The sequence below is a fragment of the Micromonospora sp. RTBAU3-60 genome (assembly GCF_054963695.1).
Window position 1 is genome coordinate 44,678 of the sequence record NZ_JBUEGB010000012.1, and the last position, 21,753, is coordinate 66,430.

The window sequence follows — 21,753 nt, forward strand, 5'->3', positions numbered from 1 at the left end:
GCGGGTTACCCGGCTCAGCGCCGTTCGAACCACGCAGCCGCGTCCACCGGCAGGACGTGCCCGTCGCCCTGCTCGGTGAGGTCGGCGCTGGCGACGGTCGGCCGGCCGTAGCCGGCGACCGTGACCTCGGCGCCGCTGAGGTTGACCACACAGGTGAACTCGACGTCCCCGGCCGTCCGGCGGAACGCCAGCACCCCGGGCTCGGTCTCCAGCCAGGTGATGCCGTCGGTGCCGGCCAGCGCCGGGTGCCCGTGCCGGATCCGCAGGGCGGTCCGGTAGAGCTCCAGCGTCGAGCCGGGCACGCCGGCCTGGGCGGCCACCGAGAGGGCCCGCCAGGTCGTCGGCGCCGGCAGCCAGCTCAGCTCGCTGCCCGCCGGCCCGAAACCGTACGGGGCCAGCTCGCCGCTCCACGGGATCGGCACCCGGCAGCCGTCCCGGCTCTCGCCGGTACGCAGGAACGCCGGGTCCTGGCGCAGCTCGTCGGGGAGGTCCAGCACCTCGGGCAGGCCCAGTTCCTCGCCCTGGTAGACGTACGCGCAGCCGGGCAGGGAGAGCATCAGCAGGGCGGCGGCCCGGGCGCGGCGCAGGCCCACCTCGCCGTCGCCGTACCGGGTGACGTGCCGCTGCCGGTCGTGGTTGGAAAGCACCCAGGTGGTCGGTGCCCCGACGATGGTCGACTCGGCGAGCGCGGTGTCGATCACCTTGCGGAACGAGTCGGCCGACCAGGTGGCGTCGAGGAAGTCGAAGCTGAACGCCTGGTGGAGTTCGTCCGGGCCGATGTAGCGGGCGAGCCGCTGCGGGGTCTCCGCCCACGCCTCGGCCACCGCCATCCGGCCGCCCGGGTAGCTGTCGAGGATCGGCCGCCAGGCGCGGTAGATGTCGTGCACCTCGTCCTGGTCGAAGTACGGCAGCTGGCCCTTGCCGAGCAGCTCGGACTGGCGCTGGCCGGTGGTCATCGAGTTGAAGCCGACGTCGGGCAGCCCCTCGGCCTTGATCATCCCGTGCGCCACGTCGATCCGGAAGCCGTCCACGCCCCGGTCGAGCCAGAACCGCAGGACGTCCTCGAACTCCGCGCGTACCTCGGGGTGGCGCCAGTTCAGGTCGGGTTGGGCCGGGTCGAACAGGTGCAGGTACCACTGACCGTCGGCGACCCGGGTCCAGGCGGGCCCGCCGAAGATGCTCTCCCAGTCGTTCGGCGGCAGCTCGCCCTGCTCGCCCTTGCCGTCGGCGAACAGGTAGCGCTCGCGCTCCACCGAGCCCGGACCGGCCGTGAGCGCCGCCTGGAACCACGGGTGCGCGCTGGACGTGTGGTTCGGCACCAGGTCCACGATGATGCGCAGGCCCAGCGCGTGCGCGTCGGTGATCATCGCGTCGAAGTCGGTGAGGGTGCCGAAGAGCGGGTCCACGTCCCGGTAGTCGGCCACGTCGTAGCCGGCGTCGACCTGGGGCGAGGTGTAGAACGGTGTCAGCCAGAGCGCGTCGACGCCGAGGTCGCGCAGGTACGGCAGCCGCTCCCGGATGCCCGGGAGGTCGCCCACGCCGTCGCCGTTGGCGTCGGCGAAGCTGCGGACGTAGACCTGGTAGACGACCGCGGATCGCCACCAGTCGTCGTCGGAGGTCAGCGGCGTGGGGTGGGTGGCGGTCATCGGTGATGATCCCCGTTCTCTGGCGCGGGAGGGTGACACCCCGCGCGGCGTGGGTGACTGCGCGAGTGTCTGAGCAGGATGCCGCCCGAGCGCTGCAAGAGTCAAGCATTCCTTGCGCAAGAAATGACAGCATTCGGCCCGGTCGAGGTGCTGCCCTGCCCACGCCTGTCCCACCTTTCAGGACGCGGCGCCTGGGCCGGGCGGCGCCGGCGGGGGTCAGGCCGGGACGGCGAGGGGGGAGGTCGGCGGACGCTGGTGCCCCGGGCCGCTGGCCGGGGCGGCGCCGGCCGGGCGGACCACGGCGGTGGAGCCGCGTACCACCAGCTCGGGGCGGAACAGGTATTCGGAGTGCGGGGCGGGGTGCCCGTTGATCTCGTCGACCAGGGCCCGGACCGCGGCCACCGCCATGGCGGCGACCGGCTGGCGCATGGTGGTCAGCGGCGGGTCGGTGAAGGCCATCAGCGGAGAGTCGTCGTAGCCGACCACGGAGACGTCGGCGGGGACGGCGAGCCCGCGCTGGCGGGCGGCCCGGATCGCGCCGAGCGCCATCAGGTCGGAGCCGCAGACGATGCCGGTCACCCCGCGCTCGATCAGCCGGCCGGCGGCGGCCTCGCCGCCTTCGACCCCGAAGAGGGAGAGCTCGGCCAGCTCGCCGACCTCCGCCTCGGTCGCCCCGGCCAGCCGGGTCATGGCGGTCCGGAAGCGGGTTACCCGGCGCTGCACCGGCACGAAGCGGTCCGGGCCGGTGATCAGGCCGATCCGCCGATGGCCGAGCGCGACCAGATGGGCGATGGCCAGCTCGGTGGCCTCGCCGTCGTCGCAGGAGACGAAGGGTGCGGCGATGCCGGGCGCGTATCCGTTGATCATGACGATCGGCAGCGGCCGGGCGATCAGCGCGCGGTACCGGTCGTGGTTGGCGGCGGTGTCGGCGTGCAGCCCGGAGACGAAGACGATCCCGGACACCTGCCGGTCCAGCAGCATCTCGACGTACTCGTCCTCGGTGACGCCGCCGGGGGTCTGGGTGCAGAGCACCGGGGTGAAGCCGCTCTGCGCCAGAGTGGACTCGATGATCTGAGCGAAGGCCGGGAAGATCGGGTTGTCCAGCTCCGGCACGACCAGGCCGACGAGGCCGGCGCTGCGCTTGCGCAGCCGGGCGGGGCGCTCGTACCCGAGCACGTCGAGGGCGGTCAGCACGGCCTGCCGGGTCTCCGGGGCCACTCCGGGGCGGTCGTTGAGCACCCGCGACACCGTGGCCTCGCTGACTTCGGCCTGTTGGGCGATGTCGGACAGTCGAGCGCGCATGGCGGCACTTTAGCTCACTGGAAAGTTCTTGCGTACACTCCTGCAATCCCTTCCATTCTCTGCAACGCCTTGCTAACGTCCCCGCAACACGGGAGAGCAGCGGCGCACCACCCGGCGCCGGTCAGCAAGAAATTACAGAGGTTTCCACTGGCGGGCCGTCCTTCCCCCGGCGGGCCGCCATGACGACAGGAGTACCGATGCGCATCCGTACCGCGGGTGTGGTCGCTGTCCTCGGCCTGGCGCTCGCCGCCTCCGGCTGCGGTGGCAGTGACAACGACAAGCCGGCCGCCAAGGAGTCCGCCAAGGCGGCGGGCGGCAAGCTGGTCATCTGGGCCGACGACAAGCGGACCGCGGCCCTCAAGCCGTTCGCCGAGGAGTTCGGCAAGGAGAACGGGGTGACCGTCGAGGTCCAGGCCGTCTCCAAGGACCTGCAGACCAACTTCGTCACCGCCTCGCAGCAGGGCAGCGGCCCGGACGTCGTCGTCGGCGCGCACGACTGGATCGGCAACCTGGTCCAGAACGGCGCCATCGACCCGGTGCAGTTCGGCGCCGAGCAGAAGAGCGCGTTCAACGAGACCGCGGTCAAGGCCGTGACCTTCAACGGCCAGCTCTACGGCGTCCCCTACGCCACCGAGAATGTCGCGCTGATCCGCAACACCGAGCTGGCCCCCGAGGCGCCGAAGACGATCGAGGAGCTGGTCGCCACCGGCAAGCAGCTCAAGGCCCAGAAGAAGGCCAGCGAGATCCTCTGCCTCCAGTCCGGCCAGAACGGCGACGCCTACCACATCTACCCGCTGTACACCTCCGGCGGCGGCTACCTGTTCGGCACCGCGGCCAACGGCGACTACGACCCCAAGGACCTGGGCGTGGGCAAGCCGGAGTCGATCGCGGCCTTCCAGAAGATCGCGAAGCTCGGCGAGAAGGGCGAGGGCGCGCTCAAGCGCTCGATCACCGGCGAGAACTCCATCGCCACCTTCACCGGCAAGAAGTGCGCCTTCCTGGTCTCCGGCCCGTGGGCCATCGCCGACGCCAAGAAGGCCAACATCAAGTACGACATCTCCCCGGTCCCCGGCTTCGCCGGTGGCAAGGAGGCCCAGCCGTTCGTGGGCGTGCAGGCGTTCTACGTCGCCGCCAAGGGCAAGAACAAGGCGCTGGCCCAGGAGTTCGTCACCAACTACGTGACCAAGCCCGAGCTGGCCGTCGCGCTGTACAAGGCCGAGCCGCGCCCGCCGGCGCTCACCGCCGCCTTCGACCAGGTCAAGGGTGAGGACCCGGACCTGGCCAAGTTCCAGGAGGCCGGCAAGAACGGTCAGGTGCTCCCGGCGATCCCGGCCATGGCCGCGATCTGGGACCCGTTCGGCAAGGCGGAGGCCGCCGTCATCGGCGGCGCCGACCCGGCGCAGACGATCACCGCGGCCGGCAAGACCATCGCGGGCCAGATCAAGTAATGAGCACGTCGCTGTCCGGCCCGGAGCCTGCCACGCAGGCTCCGGGCCGGGAGCCCGTTCGCCGCGGGCTCCCGCGCACGCCCCGTACCGCGCGGAACCACGCGCCGATCACCGCGACCGGCCTCCTCGTCAAGGTGATCCTGCTCGGCCTGGTGGCCGGGATCGCGGTCTGGGCGGCGTTCCCGCTGATCGAGGCCGAGCACTGGATCGGGCTGGCGATCCTGGCGGTCACCACCGCCGGTCTGTTCTACCTCTACCTCGGCCGCCCGCACGTCCCGGCGAAGTACCTGGTCCCCGGCACGCTCTTCCTGATCGCCTTCCAGGTCTTTCCGGTGCTCTACACCGCGAGCACCGCGTTCACCAACTTCGGCGACGGTCACCGCGGCAGCAAGGACGACGCGATCGTCGCCATCCAGAGCTCCTCTGTGAAGCAGGTCCAGGGCTCCACCGAGTACGCCCTCTCCATCGCCACCAAGGGCGACACCGAGACCGGCGCGCTGGTCTTCCTGCTCAGCGACCCGAAGACCAGGGAGGTCTTCGCCGGCGACGCCAACGGACTGCGCAAGCTCGACGCCGGGCAGGTGAGCGTCAGCAGCCTCACCGGCAAGGTCACCGCCGCCGACGGCTACACCGTGCTGAACATCGGTCAGGCCAGTGGCCGCAGCGACGCCATCACGGCCCTGGTGGTGCCCACCTCCGACGGTGCCATCCGCTCCAACGGCCTCACCCGCGCCTACGAGGGCAAGGCCGTCCGGGCGTACGACCCGGGCTGCGACTGCATCAAGGACAACGAGACCGGCAAGACCTGGCGCGCCGACGCGGCGAGCGGCTCCTTCGTGGCCGCCGACGGCGAGCGGCTGGCTCAGGGCTGGAAGGTCAACGTGGGGTTGCAGAACTTCAGCCGGGTGCTGACCGACCCGAACATCTCCGGCCCGTTCTTCGGCACGCTGCTCTGGAACTTCGCCTTCGCGATCGGCTCCACCGGGCTCACCTTCCTGCTCGGCATGGCCATCGCGCTCGCCCTGCACTCGCCCCGGATGCGCGGCACCAACCTCTACCGGGTGGTGCTGATCCTGCCGTACGCCATGCCGTCGTTCGCCATGCTGCTGGTCTGGCGGGACATGTTCAACACCGACTTCGGCCTGGTCAACAACCTCTTCGGCCTCGGGGTCGACTGGTTCGGCCAGACCTGGACCGCGCGGGCCGCGGTGCTGCTGGTGCAGCTCTGGCTGGGCTACCCGTACATGTTCCTGGTGACCACCGGCGCGCTCCAGGCCATCCCCCGGGAGCTGACCGAGGCCACCTCGGTCGACGGCGCGTCGCCGTGGCAGTCGTTCCGGTCGGTCACCCTGCCGCTGCTGCTGGTCGCGCTCTCGCCGCTGCTCATCGCGTCGTTCGCGTACAACTTCAACAACATCAACGCGATCTGGATGACCACCGAGGGTGGGCCGTTCGCGCCGGACAACCCGACCAACGGCGCGACCGACCTGCTCATCACCTACACCTACCGGCTGGCCTTCGGTGCCCAGGGCGCCGAGTTCGGCATGGCCGCCGCGGTCTCGATCTTCATCTTCGCGATCGTGGCGACCGTGTCGGCGATCAGCTTCCGGCGTACCCGCAAGCAGGAGGAGGTGTACTCGTGACGACCGTCGCGGACGCCCCGGTGGCCGACCGCGCCGCCACCGGCCGGCGGCGCAACCGCTGGTTCGCCCAGGTGGGGTGGCGGCACCTGGTCGGAGTGCTGGCGGTGGCGTTCAGCCTCTTCCCGATCCTGTTCGTGCTCTCGGCGGCGCTCAACCCGCTCGGCACCCTCTCCTCGACCGAGCTGGTGCCCACCGGCGCGTCGTTCGAGAACTTCAGCAACCTGTTCCAGAAGACGGCGTTCGGCCACTGGTTCCTCAACTCGCTGCTGATCGCCGGCACGGCCAGCTTCGTGTCGATCTTCCTGTCCGCATTGGCGGCGTACGCGTTCTCCCGGATGCGCTTCGCCGGCCGGCGGGTCGGCCTGCTCACGCTGCTGCTGATCCAGATGTTCCCGCAGTTCCTGGCCATCGTGGCGATCTTCCTGATCTTCACCACCGTCACCGATCTGTGGCCGGCGCTCGGCTTCAACACCCCGTGGGGCCTGTTCCTGCTCTACATGGGTGGCGCGCTGGGCGTGAACACCTGGCTGATGAAGGGCTTCTTCGACACCCTGCCGCGGGAGCTGGACGAGTCGGCCACCATGGACGGCGCCACGCACGCCCAGGTCTTCTTCCGGATCATGCTGCCGCTGGTGGCGCCGATCCTGGCGGTGACCGCGTTGCTGTCGTTCATCGGCACGATCAACGAGTTCATGATCGCCAACGTGTTCCTCACCAACACCGAGTCGAAGACCCTCGCGGTCGGCATGTTCGGCCTGGTCGCCGGCGAGCGCAACAACAACTTCGGGATGTTCGCGGCGGGCACCCTGCTCACCGCCGTCCCGACGGTGCTGGTGTTCCAACTGCTCCAGCGCTACATCGTCTCCGGCCTCACCGCCGGAGCCGTCAAAGGCTGAGCCTCCTCGGCTCACGCTGCGGCAAGGGCGTCGTGTCGACGTACACCGGAGCGGTTCTCGGGCGGACCGCCGTGGTCGGGTGACCGGCCGCGGCGGGTGCCCGCCCCTCTCCCCGTCGGTACGACGCGAAAGGCAGCAGCATGTCCCTCCAGCCGCACCACGACGGCTCCGCCACCTACGTGCCGGAGCAGGAACCCGCGCTGGGGCAGACCGTCCCGGTCTTCGTCCGGGTGCCGGCCGGCGCCGACGTCCGCCAGGTGCACCTCCGGACCACCGGCGACGGCGAGCCCCGGTTCGCCGAGGCCGTGGTCGACCGCACCGAGGGCGGTGACGTGTGGTGGCGGGCCGACGTAGAGGTCCGCAACCCGGTCAGCAACTACCGCTTCCTGCTCGACGGGCGCGCTGGCCACCGCTGGCTCAACGCCGCCGGTCTGGTCGACCACGACGTGCCCGACCACGGCGACTTCAAGCTGGTCAGCTACGCCCCGCCGCCGGCCTGGGCCCGGGACGCGGTGATCTACCAGATCTTCCCGGACCGGTTCGCCCGCTCCGCCGCGGCCGCCGGCCGGACCCCGCCGGACTGGGCGATCCCCTGCGACTGGGACACCCCCGTCATCGGGCGCGGGCCGGAGACGCCGCGCCAGTTCTACGGCGGCGACCTGGACGGCGTCACCGAGCACCTGGACCACCTGGACCGGCTCGGCGTCAACACCGTCTACCTCACCCCGATCTTCCCGGCCCGCTCCAACCACCGGTACGACGCGTCCAGCTTCGACACGGTCGACCCGCTGCTCGGCGGGGACACCGCCCTCGCCCGACTGGCCGAGGCGGTGCACGCCCGGGGCTGGCGGCTGCTCGGCGACATCACCAGCAACCACACCGGCGACGCCCACCAGTGGTTCACCGCCGCCGCGTCCGACGTCACCGCCCCGGAGCGGGAGCTGTACTACTTCGACGAGGTGACCGGGGACTACGAGTCCTGGAACGGGGTCAAGTCGCTGCCGAAGCTCAACTGGGGCAGCCCCGAGCTGCGCCGCCGCTTCGCCACCGCCGAGGACTCGCTGCTGCGCCGCTGGCTGCGCCCGCCGTACGGGCTGGACGGCTGGCGGGTGGACGTGGCGAACATGACCGGGCGGCGGGGCGCCGACGCGTACACCCACGAGGTGGCGCGCCTGCTGCGCCGGGTGGTGGCCGAGACCCGGGCCGACGGGCTGCTGCTGGCCGAGCACGGCCACGACCACACCGGCGACCTGGACCGGGACGGCTGGCACGGCACCATGAACTACGTCGGCTTCACCGACCCGGTCTGGTCCTGGCTGCGCCACGGCGACGAGCCGCTGCCGAACTTCCTCGGCACCCCGGGCGGGGTACGGCGGCGGGACGCGGGCGCGGTGCTGGCCACCATGAACGCCTACCGGTCGCTGGTCTCCTGGCGGTCGTACGTGCACTCGTGGCAGCTGCTCGGCTCGCACGACTCGGCCCGGATCCGGACCGTGGTCGGCGACGCCGCCCGACAGGAGGTGGCCGCCGGCCTGCTCGCCACCATGCCGGGCACCCCGGTGGTCTTCGCCGGGGACGAGCTGGGGCTGACCGGCACGAACGGGGAGGGGTCGCGTACCCCGATGCCATGGCACCGGCCGGAGAGCTGGGACCGGCGCACGTTCGATACGTACCGGTCGCTGCTGGCGCTGCGCCGCGCCGAGCCGGCGCTGCGGCACGGTGGCCTGCGCTGGGCGTACGCGGACGCCGACACTCTCGTCTTCCTCCGCGAGGCGCCCACCGGCACGGTGCTGGTGCTGGCCCGTCGCGCGGCCGGCGCTCCGGTGCGGCTGGCTGGCCTGCGGGCGGGGGAGAACGTGTACGGCGCTGCGCCCGCCCTGCGCCCCGCCGCCGACGGCACGGTGACGCTGCCCGCCGACGGCCCCACCTTCCAGGTCTGGCGCCTCGCCTGACCGGGCCATCGCAAGATCACGCTCGAAGCGGGAAGTAGTGGCCTCGCCGTGCGCCGGAGGCCACTACTTCCTCGATCGAGCACGTTCAAGCCGAGGGCGACCGGTCAGCCGGCCGGGCCGGCGAGCAGGGCGCGGACCCCGGCCAGGTAGGTCACCCGGTCCGGCGAGCCGGTCAGGATGCGCTGCATGTAGTAGCCGGGGACCAGGCCGAACAGGGCCGCCCCGACCGCCTCCGGATCGGCGTCCGCGGGCAGCTCGCCGGCCTCGCCCGCCCGCCTGGCGATCGCTACGAAGTGGCTGCGGAAGCGGCCGTACGTGGCCCGGACGAACTCGGCGAGCGCCCGGTCCCGCTGTGCCTCGCTCCACACCTGGACGGCCAGCCGCAGCACGCCGTCCTCGCCGCTCTGGGAGTCGACGTAGGCCAGGGCCCGGTCCAGCGCCTCGGTGACCGGCAGCGGCGGCTCGTGGCGGGCCAACTCGGCGAAGACCTGGTCCGCCCCGCCGATCACGGACTGGGCGATCGCGGTGACCAGGTCGTACTTGCTGGGGAAGTAGCGGTAGACCGCCCCGACCGAGAGGCCGGCCTCGCGGATCACGTCCTGCATCGAGGTGTTGTGGAAGCCGTCGCGCAGGAAGCACCGCCGGGCCGCGTCGAGGATCTGCTGGCGGCGGGCGGCGAGGTGTTCGTCCGATACGCGTGGCACGTAGCACATTGTAAAGCGAACGTTCGTTCTTGACTGACGGCCGACCGCGGCGCACTCTCATTCCAAGAGAATGAACGTTCGTTTTAGGAGGCGGAGATGTCCGCTCAACCGTCCCGGGTCCGCTCACCGTGGCTGTTCGCCGTCCTGCTGGCCGCCCTCGTGGTGGCGGTGCAGGCGTTGCTCGTCCCGCTCTTCGCCGCGCCGGCGACGCACCTCGCCCCCCGCGACCTGCCGATCCTCGTGGCCGGCCCGGCGCCCGCCACGGCCGAACTCACCGCCCGGCTGGCCGCTGCCCGGCCCGGCGCGTTCGACGTGACCAAGCTGCCGGACGCGGCGGCGGCCGACCGCGCGCTGCGCGACCGCGAGGCGTACGCGGCCTTCGTCGCCGGTCCGGACGGGATCGCCCTGCACACCGCCCCGGCGGCGAGCCCGACCGTGGCCGCGCTGCTCACCGAGGCCGCCGCCCAGCTCTCCGGCGGCCGGCCGGTGCCGGTGGTGCAGGTCGTCCCGGCCGATCCGGACGACCCGCGCGGCGCCGGCTTCGCCGCCGGGTTCCTGCCGTTCGCGCTCACCAGCATGCTGGCCGGCGCACTGCTGATCTTCCTGGTGGCCCGGCGGGGCGCCCGCCTGCTGGGGCTGGTGGCCTACGCCGTCCTCGCCGGCCTGGCCGGCGAGGCGGTGCTGCACGGCTGGCTCGGCGTCCTCGACGGCGACCCGTGGCTCGAGGCGGGTGCGATCGGCCTCTTCGCGCTGGCCGCGGCCGGCACCGTGGCCGGCCTCGGGGCGGTGCTGGGCAGGCTGGGCATCGGGCTCGGTGCGCTGCTGGTCTTCCTGGTCGGCAACCCGCTCTCCGCGGTCAGCGCCGCGCCGGAACTGCTGCCCCAGCCGTGGGGTGCCGTCGGGCAGTTCCTGCCGGTCGGAGCCGGGGGCACGCTGCTACGCGCGGCGGCGTTCTTCGACGGCGCGGGCGCCGGCCGGTCCCTCGCCGTGCTGGCCGGCTACGCGGTGGTCGGTATCGGTCTGGTCCTGCTCGGCCGGCGGAGTGCCGGGAGCGACGGGCGCAGCGCGGCCCGGGAAGCGCGGGCGGCCAAGGTCACGGTATGACGGCAGCTGGCCGGGCCGACTACTACAGTCCGTCGTTGGTGGGGCAGGATGGGCGGCGTGGAAGCTCTTCGGCTGGTACTCCTCTACGTCCATCTGATCGGGTTCGCGATGCTGCTCGGCGGCTCGATCGCCCAGTACGCCAGCGGCCGGCTGCGGATCAACGCGGCCATGCTCTGGGGCTCGGTGATCCAGGTGCTGACCGGAATCGGTCTGTCCGCCCCGCTGCGCGACGGGCACGAGCCGGCACCCGCCAAACTTGTTACCAAGTTGGTGCTCGCGCTGCTGATCTTTGTCATGGTCTTCTTTTCCCGGAAACGGGAGTCGGTCAACCGTGGCCACTTCCTTGCCATCATCGGGTTGACGCTGGCCAACGCGGCGGTGGCGGTCTTCTGGCGGTAGCCCGTCAGCAACGCGAACGCCACGGGAAAACGGACGTTCGTGACACCTCTCCGGAGGCCCGTCGGCACGGGAAGTGATCTGCCCCACCCAACGGTTACACGGGGGTAACGGACGCCCAACAGTCGTGCACGATTGTCGGCCGGTGGGTGGGCGCGGGCGTACGCTCCCGTCCGTAACGTGGGACGCCGGCGGGCACACCGCAGGCCGGCGAAAGGGCTGCCACCGCGCACAACGCGGTGTGCAATGGGAAGGAGTCGTCTTGCGCTCTGTGCGTGGGATGCGGATCGTCGCCTCCGCCTTCGTGGCGGGTGGCCTCGTGCTGGGCGCCGCCGCGTGTGGTGAGGCCCCCAAGGACAACAACGGCGCTGGCAGCGGTGCCAAGAAGTACAGCGCCTGCATGGTCACGGACGTCGGCGGCATCGACGACAAGTCCTTCAACACCTCCGCCTGGGCCGGTCTCCAGGAGGCCAAGAAGGCCAACGACAACATCGACATCAAGTACGTCGCGTCGAAGGCCGAGGCGGACTACGAGGTCAACCTGACCGGGTTCGTCAACCAGAAGTGCGACTTCATCCTGGCCGTCGGCGGCCTGATGGCCGACGCCACCAAGAAGGCCGCGACCGCGAACCCGAACCAGCAGTTCGGCATCGTCGACTCGAACCCGGGCGTGGACAACATCTACCCGATGCAGTTCGACACCACGCAGGCCGCCTTCCAGGCCGGCTACCTGGCCGCCGGGATGAGCAAGACCGGCAAGGTCGGCACCTACGGCGGTCTGCCGATCCCGCCGGTGACCATCTTCATGGACGGCTTCGCCGACGGCGTCGCGTACTACAACAAGACCAAGAGCAAGAACGTCCAGGTCCTCGGTTGGGACAAGGCGACCCAGAAGGGCTCCTTCACCAACGACTTCACCAAGCAGGACGAGGGCAAGAAGGTCTCCGACGCGCTGGTCGCCCAGGGCGCGGACATCATCATGCCGGTCGCCGGCGGCGCCGGCCTCGGCACCACCGCCGCAGCCCAGGCCTCCGGTGGCAAGTACTCGGCCATCTGGGTCGACACCGACGGTTGCAAGAGCACCCCGAACTGCCCGGCGCTGGTGACCACGGTCGTCAAGAACATCCAGGACGCCGTCAAGGACGCCGTGCTCAAGGCCGCCGGCGGCGAGAAGCTCCAGGCCAAGCCGGGCTTCGTCGGCACCCTGGCCAACAACGGCGTGTCGCTCGCCCCGTACCACGACTTCGACAGCAAGGTCCCAGCGGACCTGAAGGCCGAGGTCGACAAGATCAAGGCGGACATCGCCGCCGGCACCATCACGGTCACCTCGAAGGCCCAGCCGACCAAGTGACCCGTTCGCCGGCCGCCGCGGATGGGATCATCGGCAGCGGAGGCCGGCGGGCACCACGCATGACGATCCGGCCGCCTCGGCGTACGTGGGGATCCCTCCCGCGCCCGCCGGGGCGGCCGGTCCGCACCACCCCCGGCCCGGTCAGGTGACCGGCGCGGCAGCGGCTACGCTGCACCATCGCTCGCACTCCAGGAGGTTGCGCTGAGACTCGAACTGCGCGGCATCACCAAACGGTTCGGTGATCTGGTCGCGAACGACCACATTGACCTGACGGTGGAGCCTGGAGAGATCCACGCCCTGCTCGGCGAGAACGGCGCCGGCAAGTCGACCCTGATGAACGTGCTCTACGGGCTCTACCAGCCCGACGAGGGCGAGATCCTGGTCGACGGCCGGCCGCTGAAGCTGAAGGGCCCGTCGGACGCCATCGCCGCCGGGATCGGCATGGTGCACCAGCACTTCATGCTGGTGCCGGTCTTCACCGTGGCGGAGAACGTCATGCTCGGCGCCGAGCAGGTCAAGGGCGGCTTCACCGGCTTCCTGGACCGGCGGCGGGCCCGGCGCGAGGTCGCCGAGGTCTCCGAGCGGTACAACCTGCGGGTCGACCCGGACGCCGTGATCGAGGACCTGCCGGTCGGCATCCAGCAGCGGGTGGAGATCGTCAAGGCCCTCACCCGCGAGGTGGACCTGCTGATCCTCGACGAGCCGACCGCGGTGCTCACCCCCCAGGAGACCGAGGAACTGCTCGCCGTCATGCGGTCGCTGAAGGCCGCCGGCAAGTCGATCGTCTTCATCACCCACAAGCTGGGCGAGGTCAAGGCGATCGCGGACCGGATCACCGTGATCCGGCGCGGGAAGACCGTGGGTACGGCCTCGCCGAGCGCCAGCCGCGACGAGCTGGCCGCGCTGATGGTGGGCCGCAGCGTCCGGTTGACCGTCGACAAGAAGCCAGCCACCCCGGGCAAGCCGATCCTCGAGGTCTCCGGCCTGGTGGTGGACGACGACCGGCAGGTACGCGCGGTCGACGGCATCGACCTGACCGTGCGCGCCGGTGAGGTGCTCGGCATCGCGGGCGTGCAGGGCAACGGCCAGACCGAGCTGATCGAGGCCATCATGGGCCTGCGGCCGGTGCTCGCCGGCACGGTGACCCTGGACGGCGAGGCCGTGCACGGCTGGTCGACCAAGAAGGTGCTTCGCGCCGGCGTCGGCTACGTGCCGGAGGACCGCAGCGTCGACGGCCTGGTCAAGGAGTTCTCCGTCGCGGAGAACCTGGTGCTGGACATCTACGACCAGCCACCCTTCGGCAAGGGCCTGTCGCTCAAGCCGGACGCCATCGCGAAGTCGGCCAAGGAACGGATCGAGCAGTTCGACGTCCGTACCTCCTCGGCGGACGCGCCGGTGGGCACGCTCTCCGGCGGCAACCAGCAGAAGGTGATCGTGGCCCGGGAGCTGTCCCGGCCGCTGAAGCTCTTCATCGCCGCGCAGCCCACCCGGGGCGTGGACGTCGGCTCGATCGAGTTCATCCACAGCCGGGTGATCCGCGAGCGGGACATCGGCACCGCCGTGATGGTGGTCTCCAGCGAGCTGGACGAGGTGATCGGGCTGGCCGACCGGATCGCGGTGATGTATCGCGGCCGGATCATCGGCATCGTCGGCCCGGACACCCCACGCGAGGAGATCGGCCTGCTGATGGCGGGTATCACCCCGGACACCGCCCCGGCGAACCCGACCGACGGCACCGCCGGTGCGGCCGTCCCCGAGGCCCCTGTCGAAGAGGACGAGGCATGAGCAACCCCCCGAACCCGGTGTCGGGCTCCCCGGACAAGGAGCCGGCGACCGAGGCGCAGGAGGCGCAGAGCGAGGCGCGGGCGAACCCGACCGCGCCCGCCGGCGACTCCGAGCGCGCGGTGACCGCCACCGCCACCAAGGAGCCCGCGGCCGAGCCCCGCCCCTCCCTGGGCCGGCTGTTCCTGGACAACCTCTGGGCGGCGAACACGGTCACCGTGACGGTGCTCGCGGTGCTGCTGGCGATGCTGGTCGGCGCGGTGCTGATCATCGTCTCCGACCCGGCGGTGCTGGCCACCTACGGCTACATCACCGCCCGGCCGTCGGACGCGATCAACTCCAGCTGGACCGTGGTCAGCGAGGCGTACGCGAACCTGTTCAAGGGCGCGATCTTCGACCCGGAGGCGTCCGGCTTCACCGCCGCGCTGAGCCCGATCTCGGAGACGCTCACCTACACCGCGCCCCTGGTCTTCACCGGCCTGTCGGTGGCGCTCGCCTTCCGGGGCGGCCTGTTCAACATCGGCGCCCAGGGCCAGGCGACCATCGGCGTGGTGCTGGCCGCCGTGGCCGGCTTCGCGCTGCCCTTGCCGCCGGGGGTGCACCTGATCGTCGCGCTGATCGCCGGCGCGGCCGGCGGCGCCCTCTGGGGCTTCATCCCGGGCATCCTCAAGGCGCGGACGGGCGCCCACGAGGTGATCAACACGATCATGCTCAACTACGTCGCGGTGTACTTCCTGTCCTGGATCATCATCCAGAACGGGGTGCAGAACCCGAGACGCGCCGACGCCATCAGCAAGCCGGTCGAGGCCTCCGCCCAGCTGCCCCGGCTGCTCGGCGACAACCTGCGGGTGCACGCCGGCATCCTGCTCGCGGTGCTGGCCACCTGGTTCGTGGCCTGGCTGCTGAACCGCTCGACGCTCGGCTTCGAGCTGCGCGCTGTCGGCGAGAACCCGGACGCCGCCCGCACCGCCGGCATCAGCGTCACCAAGACGTTCGTGCTGGTGATGGTGATCGCCGGCGTACTGGCCGGGCTCGGCGGCTCGAACATGGTGCTCGGCTCGACCGCGGACGCGCTCACCCCGCAGGTGATCGCGCAGATCGGCTTCGACGGCATCCTGGTCGCCCTGCTGGGCCGGGTGAAGCCGTGGGGCGTGCTGATGGCCGCGCTGCTCTTCGGCGCGCTCCAGGCCGGCGGCAACCGGATGCAGTCGTACTCCGGGATCTCGCTGGAGCTGGTCACCGTGCTCCAGGCGCTCATCGTCATCTTCATCGCCGCGCCGGCCCTGGTGAAGGCGATCTTCCAGCTCCGGGCGGCCCGCGCGGCCCGGTTGCAGACGAGCCTTGCGAAGGGCTGGTAAGCATGTCCACCATGGCTGTCCCCGAGGTCGCCGTCACCGCGGTCGACGAGGGTTTCTGGACGCGCGCCCGCAAGACCGGAGCCGTCCTGCTGGCGCTGGGCGTGCTCGCGGTGGCGCTCTTCGGGGCGCTCGCCACCGGCCAGCAGGCCCGGTTCACGCTCAGCGAGACCGAGGGCGGCGCCGCCCTGGCGATCAACGGCACGGTCGGCGCGATCCTGTTCGGGCTCGTCGCGGCGGCGGCCGGCACCGCCCTGCTCGCCGGGGTGCCCAAGCGCTGGTCCACCGTGCTGCTCGGCGTCGGCCTGGTCGGCTTCGTGCTCAGCTTCCTCTGCTGGCAGGTTTCCGCCGCCCCCGACGGCCGCAACTTCATGCCGCTGGTCAACGTCGTCCGGGGCACCTTCTACCTGGCGCTGCCGCTGATCTTCGGCGCGCTGGCCGGGGTGCTGTGCGAGCGGTCCGGCGTGGTGAACGTGGCGATCGAGGGCCAACTGCTGATGGGGGCCTTCTCCGGTGCGCTGTTCGGCAGCCTCTCCGGCAGCGTCTGGGTGGGGCTGGTCGCCGCCGCGCTCGGCGGTGCGTTCATCTCTCTGCTGCTCGCCGTCTTCGCCATCCGCTACCTGGTCGACCAGGTCGTCATGGGCATCGTGCTCAACCTGCTGGCGGTCGGCGTCACCGGCTTCCTCTACGAGCGGCTGATGCAGACGGACGCGACCAAGTACAACAGCGCCCCCCGGTTCGGCAACTGGGAGATCCCGCTGCTCAAGGACATCCCGCTGATCGGTCCGGCGCTGTTCCGCAGCAACCTCTTCCTCTACCTCGGCCTGCTGCTGGTGCTGGTCATCCACATCGCGCTGTTCCGTACCCGGTGGGGGCTGCGGACCCGGTCGGTGGGTGAGCACCCCACCGCGGCCGACACCCTCGGCGTGAAGGTGCTGCGGCTGCGCTACCGCAACGTGCTCATGGCCGGGCTGGTGGCCGGCGTGGGTGGTGCCTCGTACACCCTGGCGCTCTACTCGTTCACCAAGAACATGATCGGTGGCAAGGGCTTCATCGCCCTGGCCGCGCTGATCTTCGGCCGGTGGAGCCCGACCGGCGCGCTGCTCGCGGCGCTCTTCTTCGGCTTCGCCGACCAGCTCGCCACCTATCTCGGCGCGATCGGCAGCAGCATCCCCAGCCAGTTCCTGGCGATGCTGCCCTACCTGGCGACGATCCTGGCCGTGGCCGGCCTGGTCGGCAAGGTCCGGGCGCCGGCGGCGGACGGCAAGCCGTACATCAAGGGCTGACGGAGGCACGACGTGGAGATCGACTGGGAGCGGCTGCGCGCCGCCGCCACCGAGGTGATGCGGCACGCGTACGTGCCGTACTCGAAGTTCCCGGTCGGGGCGGCCGCCCTGGTCGACGACGGCCGGGTGGTGGTCGGCTGCAACGTGGAGAACGCCGCGTACGGCGTGGTCCTCTGCGCCGAGTGCGGGGTGGTCTCCTCGCTGCACGCCACCGGTGGCGGCCGGATCGTCGCCCTCTCCTGCGTCGACGCCACCGGCGAGCCGCTGATGCCGTGCGGCCGGTGCCGGCAGCTGCTCTGGGAGAACGGCGGCCCGGAGTGCCTGGTCGAGACGAAGGGCCGCCCGCTGCGCATGACCGAGCTGCTGCCGCACGCGTTCGGCGTCGAGGACCTGGAGGCGGTGACCGGCGAGATGCCGGTGCCGGTGGTGCCGGAGCGGCTGGCCGCCTGGCGGGGGCGGGGCACGGTCTTCGTGCACCCGGATCTCTCCGCCGGGCAGCAGGTCTGGACGGCCTACTGGGAGCGGTCGGCCGGGGACACCGAAGGCGCCGAGACCGGCGTGCTGGAGGAGGGCCCGACCTGGGACGATCCGGCGGAGGCGATCACCTGGGGGCTGGCGCGTACGCCCCGCGTGGTGGTGGTGGACGCTAACGGCACCATTTTCTGGGCCGGTGAGGGTGAGCCGCCCATGGAGATCCCGGCTCGCTGGTCGGGTGCGTGAGCTTGCGGCTGGGGCGGCGGCTTTTCGCTGGCTGGGCTTGGGGCCGGGGCCGACCGTGACCGGCTCCGGGCGGTCAGGCTTGATCCCTCCGCCGGTCACGGTCGGCCCCGGCCCGCTGTGGTCGCGGAACGCGCGTCAGTCGCCGTCAGCCGATGCCACGTTGGGCGCGGTCTGTTGTTTGGTGTCCGCCATGACGATAAGAAAGATCATCTGATGAGTGCTTTTACGGCGGTTGATGTCATTCGGGTCAAGCGGGACGGGGGTGTGCTGAGCGACGGGCAGATCGACTGGGTCGTCGACGCGTACACCAAGGGGCTGGTCGCCGACGAGCAGATGTCCGCGCTGGCCATGGCGATCCTGCTGCGCGGCATGACCGGGCCGGAGATCGCCCGGTGGACCGCCGCGATGATCGCCAGTGGCGAGCGGCTCGACCTCTCCCCGGTGGCCCGGCCAACCGTGGACAAGCACTCCACCGGCGGTGTCGGCGACAAGATCACCCTGCCGCTGACCCCGCTCGTCGCCGCCTGCGGCGCGGCGGTGCCGCAGCTGAGCGGCCGGGGCCTCGGCCACACCGGCGGGACGCTCGACAAGCTGGAGTCGATCCCCGGCTGGCGGGCCGCGCTGAGCAACGACGAGTTCATCGCCCAGCTCCGCGACGTCGGCGCGGTCATCTGCGCGGCCGGCGAGGGGCTGGCCCCGGCCGACCGGAAGCTGTACGCGCTGCGCGACGTCACCGGGACCGTGGAGGCGATCCCGCTGATCGCTAGCTCGATCATGAGCAAGAAGATCGCCGAGGGGACCGGTGCCCTGGTGCTCGACGTGAAGGTCGGCTCGGGCGCGTTCATGAAGCACGTCGACGACGCCCGCGAGCTGGCCCGGACCATGGTGGAGCTGGGCCGGGCGCACGGCGTGCGGACGGTCGCCCTGCTCACCGACATGTCCACCCCGCTCGGCCTGACCGTCGGCAACGCGGTCGAGGTGACCGAGTCGGTCGAGGTGCTCGCCGGCGGCGGCCCGGCCGATGTGGTCGAGCTGACCCTGGCGCTGGCCCGGGAGATGCTCGACGCGGCCGGCCTGCCGGACGCCGACCCGGCGGCGGCGCTGCGCGACGGCCGGGCGATGGACGCCTGGCGGACGATGATCCGGGCGCAGGGCGGCGACCCGGACGCCCCGATGCCGACGGCCAACGAGGTCGAGGTGGTCCGCGCCACCGAGGAGGGCTACGTCGCCGAGGTCGACGCGTACGCGATCGGGGTGGCCGCCTGGCGGCTCGGTGCCGGCCGGGCCCGCAAGGAGGACCCGGTGAGCATCCCGGCCGGGGTGGTGCTGCACAAGCGCCCGGGCGACCCGGTACGCGCCGGCGATCCCCTGTACGAGCTGCGCGCCGAGCACGCGGAGCGCATCCCGGCCGCGCTCGCCGAGGCACAGCGGGCGGTCCGCATCGCGCCGGAGGCCCCCGCCGTGGTGCCACTGGTCATCGATCGGATCGGCTGATCGTCCGGGCCGGCTCCGGCCATGGTGCTGACCTCGCCGAGACGCTATCCTCCCTGGCCAGGGGGGACCGACCGGCGATGAGCCGATGCGAGCAGACAGGGACCTGAGCCGTGCGCGTACCCGCCCCCGACCCGCGGGCCGTCCGTGAGGCGAGCCTCGACGAGCTGTCCCGGCTGGGCCTGCCGCTGCCGCCGCCGCAGTTCCCGTTGGTGTGGGAACCGGGCGACGAGATCGAGCTGCGGACGACTGCGGAGATCGAGGCCCGGATCGCGGTGCTGCACGTGATCCTGGCCCGGTGCTTCGGGATGCCCGCGCAGGCCGCGGCGAGCTGGCTGCTGGACTCGCACCTGGTCGACGTGGTGACCCCGCCGGAGTGGCAGTTCGTGATGGGCGGTAAGGGCGACCACCGGTCGTTCGTGCTGCACCACGACGCGCTGTTCTCGCTGGCCTGGGTGCTCGGGTTGGCCAAGGAGTTGGACCCCACGGTGCCGGTGGACGAGCGGCTGGTCGAGCGGATGCCCAACCTTGTCGCGGGGGAGACCTTTTCGCAGTGGCGGGCCCGGATCCTGGCCGCCCCGCAACACCCGGCCGACGCCGCCGCCCTGCTCGACCTGCACTACTGCCTGGACTGGGCGTACCTGGAGACGGAGCAGTCCGGGCGGGCGGTGCCCGGGCTGGTCGACTCGCACGCCATCGGGCAGCGCCGGTGGGCGCTGGAGTGGGCGGTGGTGCTGCGCGGGCCGTACCACGACGAGCCGCCGGGTTGGGAAGAGGTCGATCTCTCCACCTAGGAGCGCGGCCGGTGCACGCCGAGCCGGACCGCGAGGGTCACCGGCGCTGGCTCGGGTAGCGCGGCGATCCGTTCGGCGAGTCGGGCCGGGTCGGTGTGCCAGGCGCTGGGGCCCATCCCGACCAGGGTGGCCACCTCGGTCCGGGTGAGCGTGAGCCGGGCCCGGTGCACGCTCGCTGACTCCTCGGTGAACTGGCCGCCGAGGCTGCCCGCCACCCGGTCCGCCTTGGCCGGGTCGACCCGGAGCAGGTCCAGCGCGGCCACCAGTTCGGCCAGGTGGTCGTCGGCGGGGGTGACCACCAGCAGGGCGCCCGCCGGGTGGAGCACCCGGTGGAACTCCGGGCCGTTGCGCGGCGCGAAGACGTTGAGCAGCACGGCGGCCGAGGCGTCGGCCAGCGGGAGCCGCTGCCAGGTGTCGGCGAGTGCCGCCGCGGCGCGCGGGTGGGCGCGGGCGGCCCGGCGCAGCGCCGGCTTGGCGACGTCCAGGGCCAGGCCGACGGCGTCGGGCAGCGCCGCCAGCACCGCGGCGAGGTACCAGCCGGTCCCCGCGCCGGCGTCCACCACCAGGGGGTACGACGCGCCGGGGTCACTCTGCGTCGCGTCCGTGGCTGCCGGGCGGGTAGGAGGCGTGGTGCCGCGTACCCGGTCGACCACGTCGGCGGCGGTGGCGGCGAGCGCGGCGGCGACGGTGTCGTAGTGGGCGGCGGCGAGGAAGTCGGCCCGGGCGGCGACCATCTCGGCGCTGTCCCCGGTGTGTGGGGTGCGGCCGGCGAGCAGGTTCACGTATCCCTGGCGGGCGAAGTCGAAGCTGTGCCGGCGCGGGCAGCGCAGCGCCCGGGTGGTGCCGGCGGTGGTCTCGGTGAGCGGCTCGGCGCAGACCGGGCAGCGCAGCCGGTCGAGGATGCGGGGGTCCATGTCAGGCCGCCGGGGCGGCCGGACGCCCGGCGAGGCGGTCGACCACCCGCTGGGTCAGCGCGCCCAGGGCGGCGACCTCCTCCGGGGTGAGCAGGTCGATCAGGTGCCGGCGGACGGCGGCGACGTGGCCCGGCGCGGCGGCCTCGATGGCGGCCCGGCCGGCCGGGGTCAGCACGACCACGGAGCCGCGCCCGTCCGAGGTGCACTCCTCGCGGCGGACCAGGCCGCGCTGCTGCATGCGGGACAGGTGGTGGGAGAGCCGGCTGCGGGACCAGAGCATCCGGTCGGCCAGTTCGCTGAGCCGTAGCCGCTGCTCGGGCGCCTCGGAGAGGTCGGAGAGGACGTCGTAGTCCGGCTCGGAGAGGCCCGCGTCCTGCATCAGCTCGCGGGCGAGCGTCAGGTCGAGCAGCCGGCGCATCCGGCGGTAGCCGCGCCAGGCCCGGGCCTCCCGCTCGTCCAGCCAGCGTGGTTCGTCCATGCGGCGAGCCTAGCCGAGTGGTTGACACGTCATCAAAGCCACCCTACGGTCGGTGACATGTCAACCAAGCTGTGGGAGCTGTTCGGGGAACGGGGGCGCGGGGTGCTGGTGACGCTGCGCCGGGACGGCCGCCCCCAACTGTCGAACCTCGACTACCTGGCCGAGCCGGAGCTGATCCGCTGCTCCACCACCGGTGACCGGGCGAAGGTGCGCAACCTGCGGCGCGACCCCCGGGCCAGCTTCCACGTCACCACCGCCGACGGCGGGGCGTACGCGGTTGCCGAAGGGACGGTGACCCTCACCCCGCCGGCCGCGGCGACCGACGACGCCACCGTCGACGAGCTGGTGGAGGTCTACCGGCGGATCCGGGGCGAGCACCCGGACTGGGCGGACTACCGGGCCGCGATGGTCGCGGACGGCCGCCTGGTGCTCCGCCTCGCCGTCGAGCGGGTGTACGGCTGGCGGCCCTGAGCCGGCCCGGTCCTGCGCCG

The 21,753-nt window shown here is 71.9% G+C and carries 19 protein-coding genes; 14 read left to right on the top strand and 5 right to left on the bottom strand.

Annotated elements, in window-relative coordinates; translation table 11 throughout:
- Nucleotides 1–14: 14 nt before the first annotated feature.
- Both ACY34I_RS14315 and ACY34I_RS14320 read right to left on the bottom strand, forming a co-directional pair.
- Nucleotides 15–1,646: a glycoside hydrolase family 13 protein gene (locus ACY34I_RS14315; protein ID WP_462755538.1), complete on the bottom strand. Its 1,632-nt coding sequence runs from the start codon at nucleotides 1,644–1,646 to the stop codon at nucleotides 15–17.
- Between the two features lie 216 nt (nucleotides 1,647–1,862).
- Nucleotides 1,863–2,948 (bottom strand): LacI family DNA-binding transcriptional regulator, encoded by a 1,086-nt coding sequence (locus ACY34I_RS14320; protein ID WP_462755539.1) that lies wholly within the window; start codon nucleotides 2,946–2,948, stop codon nucleotides 1,863–1,865.
- A gap of 197 nt (nucleotides 2,949–3,145) precedes the next feature.
- Between ACY34I_RS14320 and ACY34I_RS14325 the strand changes: the two genes are divergently transcribed.
- The 4 genes from ACY34I_RS14325 (at nucleotide 3,146) to ACY34I_RS14340 (ending at nucleotide 8,887) form a co-directional block, all read left to right on the top strand.
- On the top strand, nucleotides 3,146–4,396 hold the full coding sequence (locus tag ACY34I_RS14325; protein ID WP_462755540.1) for a sugar ABC transporter substrate-binding protein: 1,251 nt from the start codon (nucleotides 3,146–3,148) through the stop codon (nucleotides 4,394–4,396).
- Nucleotides 4,396–6,039 (top strand): ABC transporter permease subunit, encoded by a 1,644-nt coding sequence (locus tag ACY34I_RS14330; protein ID WP_462755541.1) that lies wholly within the window; start codon nucleotides 4,396–4,398, stop codon nucleotides 6,037–6,039. The genes ACY34I_RS14325 and ACY34I_RS14330 overlap by 1 nt, the downstream gene beginning before the upstream one ends.
- Nucleotides 6,036–6,935 carry a sugar ABC transporter permease gene (locus ACY34I_RS14335; RefSeq protein ID WP_462755542.1) on the top strand — a complete coding sequence of 300 codons (900 nt, stop codon included), beginning with the start codon at nucleotides 6,036–6,038 and terminating at the stop codon, nucleotides 6,933–6,935. The genes ACY34I_RS14330 and ACY34I_RS14335 overlap by 4 nt, the downstream gene beginning before the upstream one ends.
- 140 nt (nucleotides 6,936–7,075) lie before the next feature.
- Nucleotides 7,076–8,887 carry a glycoside hydrolase family 13 protein gene (locus tag ACY34I_RS14340; protein ID WP_462755543.1) on the top strand — a complete coding sequence of 604 codons (1,812 nt, stop codon included), beginning with the start codon at nucleotides 7,076–7,078 and terminating at the stop codon, nucleotides 8,885–8,887.
- 104 nt (nucleotides 8,888–8,991) lie between these two features.
- Here the strand turns inward: ACY34I_RS14340 and ACY34I_RS14345 are convergent, their stop codons facing one another.
- Nucleotides 8,992–9,591, bottom strand: a complete 600-nt coding sequence (locus ACY34I_RS14345) for a TetR/AcrR family transcriptional regulator (protein WP_462755544.1) — start codon at nucleotides 9,589–9,591, stop codon at nucleotides 8,992–8,994.
- A 96-nt stretch (nucleotides 9,592–9,687) separates the two neighbouring features.
- On the opposite strand from ACY34I_RS14345, the gene ACY34I_RS14350 reads away from it, so the two are divergent.
- From ACY34I_RS14350 to ACY34I_RS14390, 9 genes are all read left to right on the top strand, one after another.
- Nucleotides 9,688–10,695 (top strand): hypothetical protein, encoded by a 1,008-nt coding sequence (locus ACY34I_RS14350; RefSeq protein WP_462755545.1) that lies wholly within the window; start codon nucleotides 9,688–9,690, stop codon nucleotides 10,693–10,695.
- Nucleotides 10,696–10,752: 57 nt separating this feature from the next.
- A complete protein-coding gene (locus ACY34I_RS14355) occupies nucleotides 10,753–11,094 on the top strand; it encodes a hypothetical protein (protein ID WP_148798712.1) in 342 nt (113 codons plus the stop codon).
- Nucleotides 11,095–11,371: 277 nt separating this feature from the next.
- Nucleotides 11,372–12,442, top strand: a complete 1,071-nt coding sequence (locus ACY34I_RS14360; protein WP_148798760.1) for a BMP family lipoprotein — start codon at nucleotides 11,372–11,374, stop codon at nucleotides 12,440–12,442.
- Between the two features lie 261 nt (nucleotides 12,443–12,703).
- Entirely contained in the window at nucleotides 12,704–14,227 is a 1,524-nt protein-coding gene (locus ACY34I_RS14365; RefSeq protein WP_462755645.1) for an ABC transporter ATP-binding protein, read from the top strand.
- Nucleotides 14,224–15,582 carry an ABC transporter permease gene (locus ACY34I_RS14370; RefSeq protein ID WP_462755546.1) on the top strand — a complete coding sequence of 453 codons (1,359 nt, stop codon included), beginning with the start codon at nucleotides 14,224–14,226 and terminating at the stop codon, nucleotides 15,580–15,582. The genes ACY34I_RS14365 and ACY34I_RS14370 overlap by 4 nt, the downstream gene beginning before the upstream one ends.
- A 2-nt stretch (nucleotides 15,583–15,584) precedes the next feature.
- Nucleotides 15,585–16,865 carry an ABC transporter permease gene (locus ACY34I_RS14375; RefSeq protein WP_462755547.1) on the top strand — a complete coding sequence of 427 codons (1,281 nt, stop codon included), beginning with the start codon at nucleotides 15,585–15,587 and terminating at the stop codon, nucleotides 16,863–16,865.
- Nucleotides 16,866–16,877: 12 nt separating this feature from the next.
- Entirely contained in the window at nucleotides 16,878–17,585 is a 708-nt protein-coding gene (locus ACY34I_RS14380) for a cytidine deaminase (RefSeq protein ID WP_462755548.1), read from the top strand.
- 213 nt (nucleotides 17,586–17,798) lie between these two features.
- Nucleotides 17,799–19,079: a thymidine phosphorylase gene (locus ACY34I_RS14385; protein WP_462755549.1), complete on the top strand. Its 1,281-nt coding sequence runs from the start codon at nucleotides 17,799–17,801 to the stop codon at nucleotides 19,077–19,079.
- A gap of 110 nt (nucleotides 19,080–19,189) precedes the next feature.
- On the top strand, nucleotides 19,190–19,870 hold the full coding sequence (locus ACY34I_RS14390; RefSeq protein WP_462755550.1) for a DUF4272 domain-containing protein: 681 nt from the start codon (nucleotides 19,190–19,192) through the stop codon (nucleotides 19,868–19,870).
- Here ACY34I_RS14390 and ACY34I_RS14395 read toward each other — a convergent pair.
- Both ACY34I_RS14395 and ACY34I_RS14400 read right to left on the bottom strand, forming a co-directional pair.
- Nucleotides 19,867–20,784 (bottom strand): putative RNA methyltransferase, encoded by a 918-nt coding sequence (locus tag ACY34I_RS14395; RefSeq protein WP_462755551.1) that lies wholly within the window; start codon nucleotides 20,782–20,784, stop codon nucleotides 19,867–19,869. The genes ACY34I_RS14390 and ACY34I_RS14395 overlap by 4 nt on opposite strands.
- Nucleotide 20,785: 1 nt before the next feature.
- Entirely contained in the window at nucleotides 20,786–21,262 is a 477-nt protein-coding gene (locus ACY34I_RS14400) for a MarR family winged helix-turn-helix transcriptional regulator (protein WP_462755552.1), read from the bottom strand.
- A gap of 57 nt (nucleotides 21,263–21,319) precedes the next feature.
- Here ACY34I_RS14400 and ACY34I_RS14405 point away from each other — a divergent pair, with 57 nt between their 5' ends.
- Entirely contained in the window at nucleotides 21,320–21,733 is a 414-nt protein-coding gene (locus tag ACY34I_RS14405) for a PPOX class F420-dependent oxidoreductase (protein ID WP_462755553.1), read from the top strand.
- The last annotated feature ends 20 nt before the right edge of the window (nucleotides 21,734–21,753 follow it).

Excerpts from the sequence above, each read along its gene's own strand:
- ACY34I_RS14405 (WP_462755553.1), top strand. The coding sequence starts at position 21,320 with ATGTCAACCAAGCTGTGGGAGCTGTTCGGGGAACGGGGGCGCGGGGTG.
- ACY34I_RS14400 (WP_462755552.1), bottom strand. The coding sequence starts at position 21,262 with ATGGACGAACCACGCTGGCTGGACGAGCGGGAGGCCCGGGCCTGGCGC.
- ACY34I_RS14315 (WP_462755538.1), bottom strand. The coding sequence starts at position 1,646 with ATGACCGCCACCCACCCCACGCCGCTGACCTCCGACGACGACTGGTGG.
- ACY34I_RS14375 (WP_462755547.1), top strand. The coding sequence starts at position 15,585 with ATGTCCACCATGGCTGTCCCCGAGGTCGCCGTCACCGCGGTCGACGAG.
- ACY34I_RS14370 (WP_462755546.1), top strand. The coding sequence starts at position 14,224 with ATGAGCAACCCCCCGAACCCGGTGTCGGGCTCCCCGGACAAGGAGCCG.
- ACY34I_RS14385 (WP_462755549.1), top strand. The coding sequence starts at position 17,799 with ATGAGTGCTTTTACGGCGGTTGATGTCATTCGGGTCAAGCGGGACGGG.
- ACY34I_RS14395 (WP_462755551.1), bottom strand. The coding sequence starts at position 20,784 with ATGGACCCCCGCATCCTCGACCGGCTGCGCTGCCCGGTCTGCGCCGAG.
- ACY34I_RS14360 (WP_148798760.1), top strand. The coding sequence starts at position 11,372 with ATGCGGATCGTCGCCTCCGCCTTCGTGGCGGGTGGCCTCGTGCTGGGC.
- ACY34I_RS14325 (WP_462755540.1), top strand. The coding sequence starts at position 3,146 with ATGCGCATCCGTACCGCGGGTGTGGTCGCTGTCCTCGGCCTGGCGCTC.
- ACY34I_RS14330 (WP_462755541.1), top strand. The coding sequence starts at position 4,396 with ATGAGCACGTCGCTGTCCGGCCCGGAGCCTGCCACGCAGGCTCCGGGC.
- ACY34I_RS14320 (WP_462755539.1), bottom strand. The coding sequence starts at position 2,948 with ATGCGCGCTCGACTGTCCGACATCGCCCAACAGGCCGAAGTCAGCGAG.
- ACY34I_RS14340 (WP_462755543.1), top strand. The coding sequence starts at position 7,076 with ATGTCCCTCCAGCCGCACCACGACGGCTCCGCCACCTACGTGCCGGAG.
- ACY34I_RS14350 (WP_462755545.1), top strand. The coding sequence starts at position 9,688 with ATGTCCGCTCAACCGTCCCGGGTCCGCTCACCGTGGCTGTTCGCCGTC.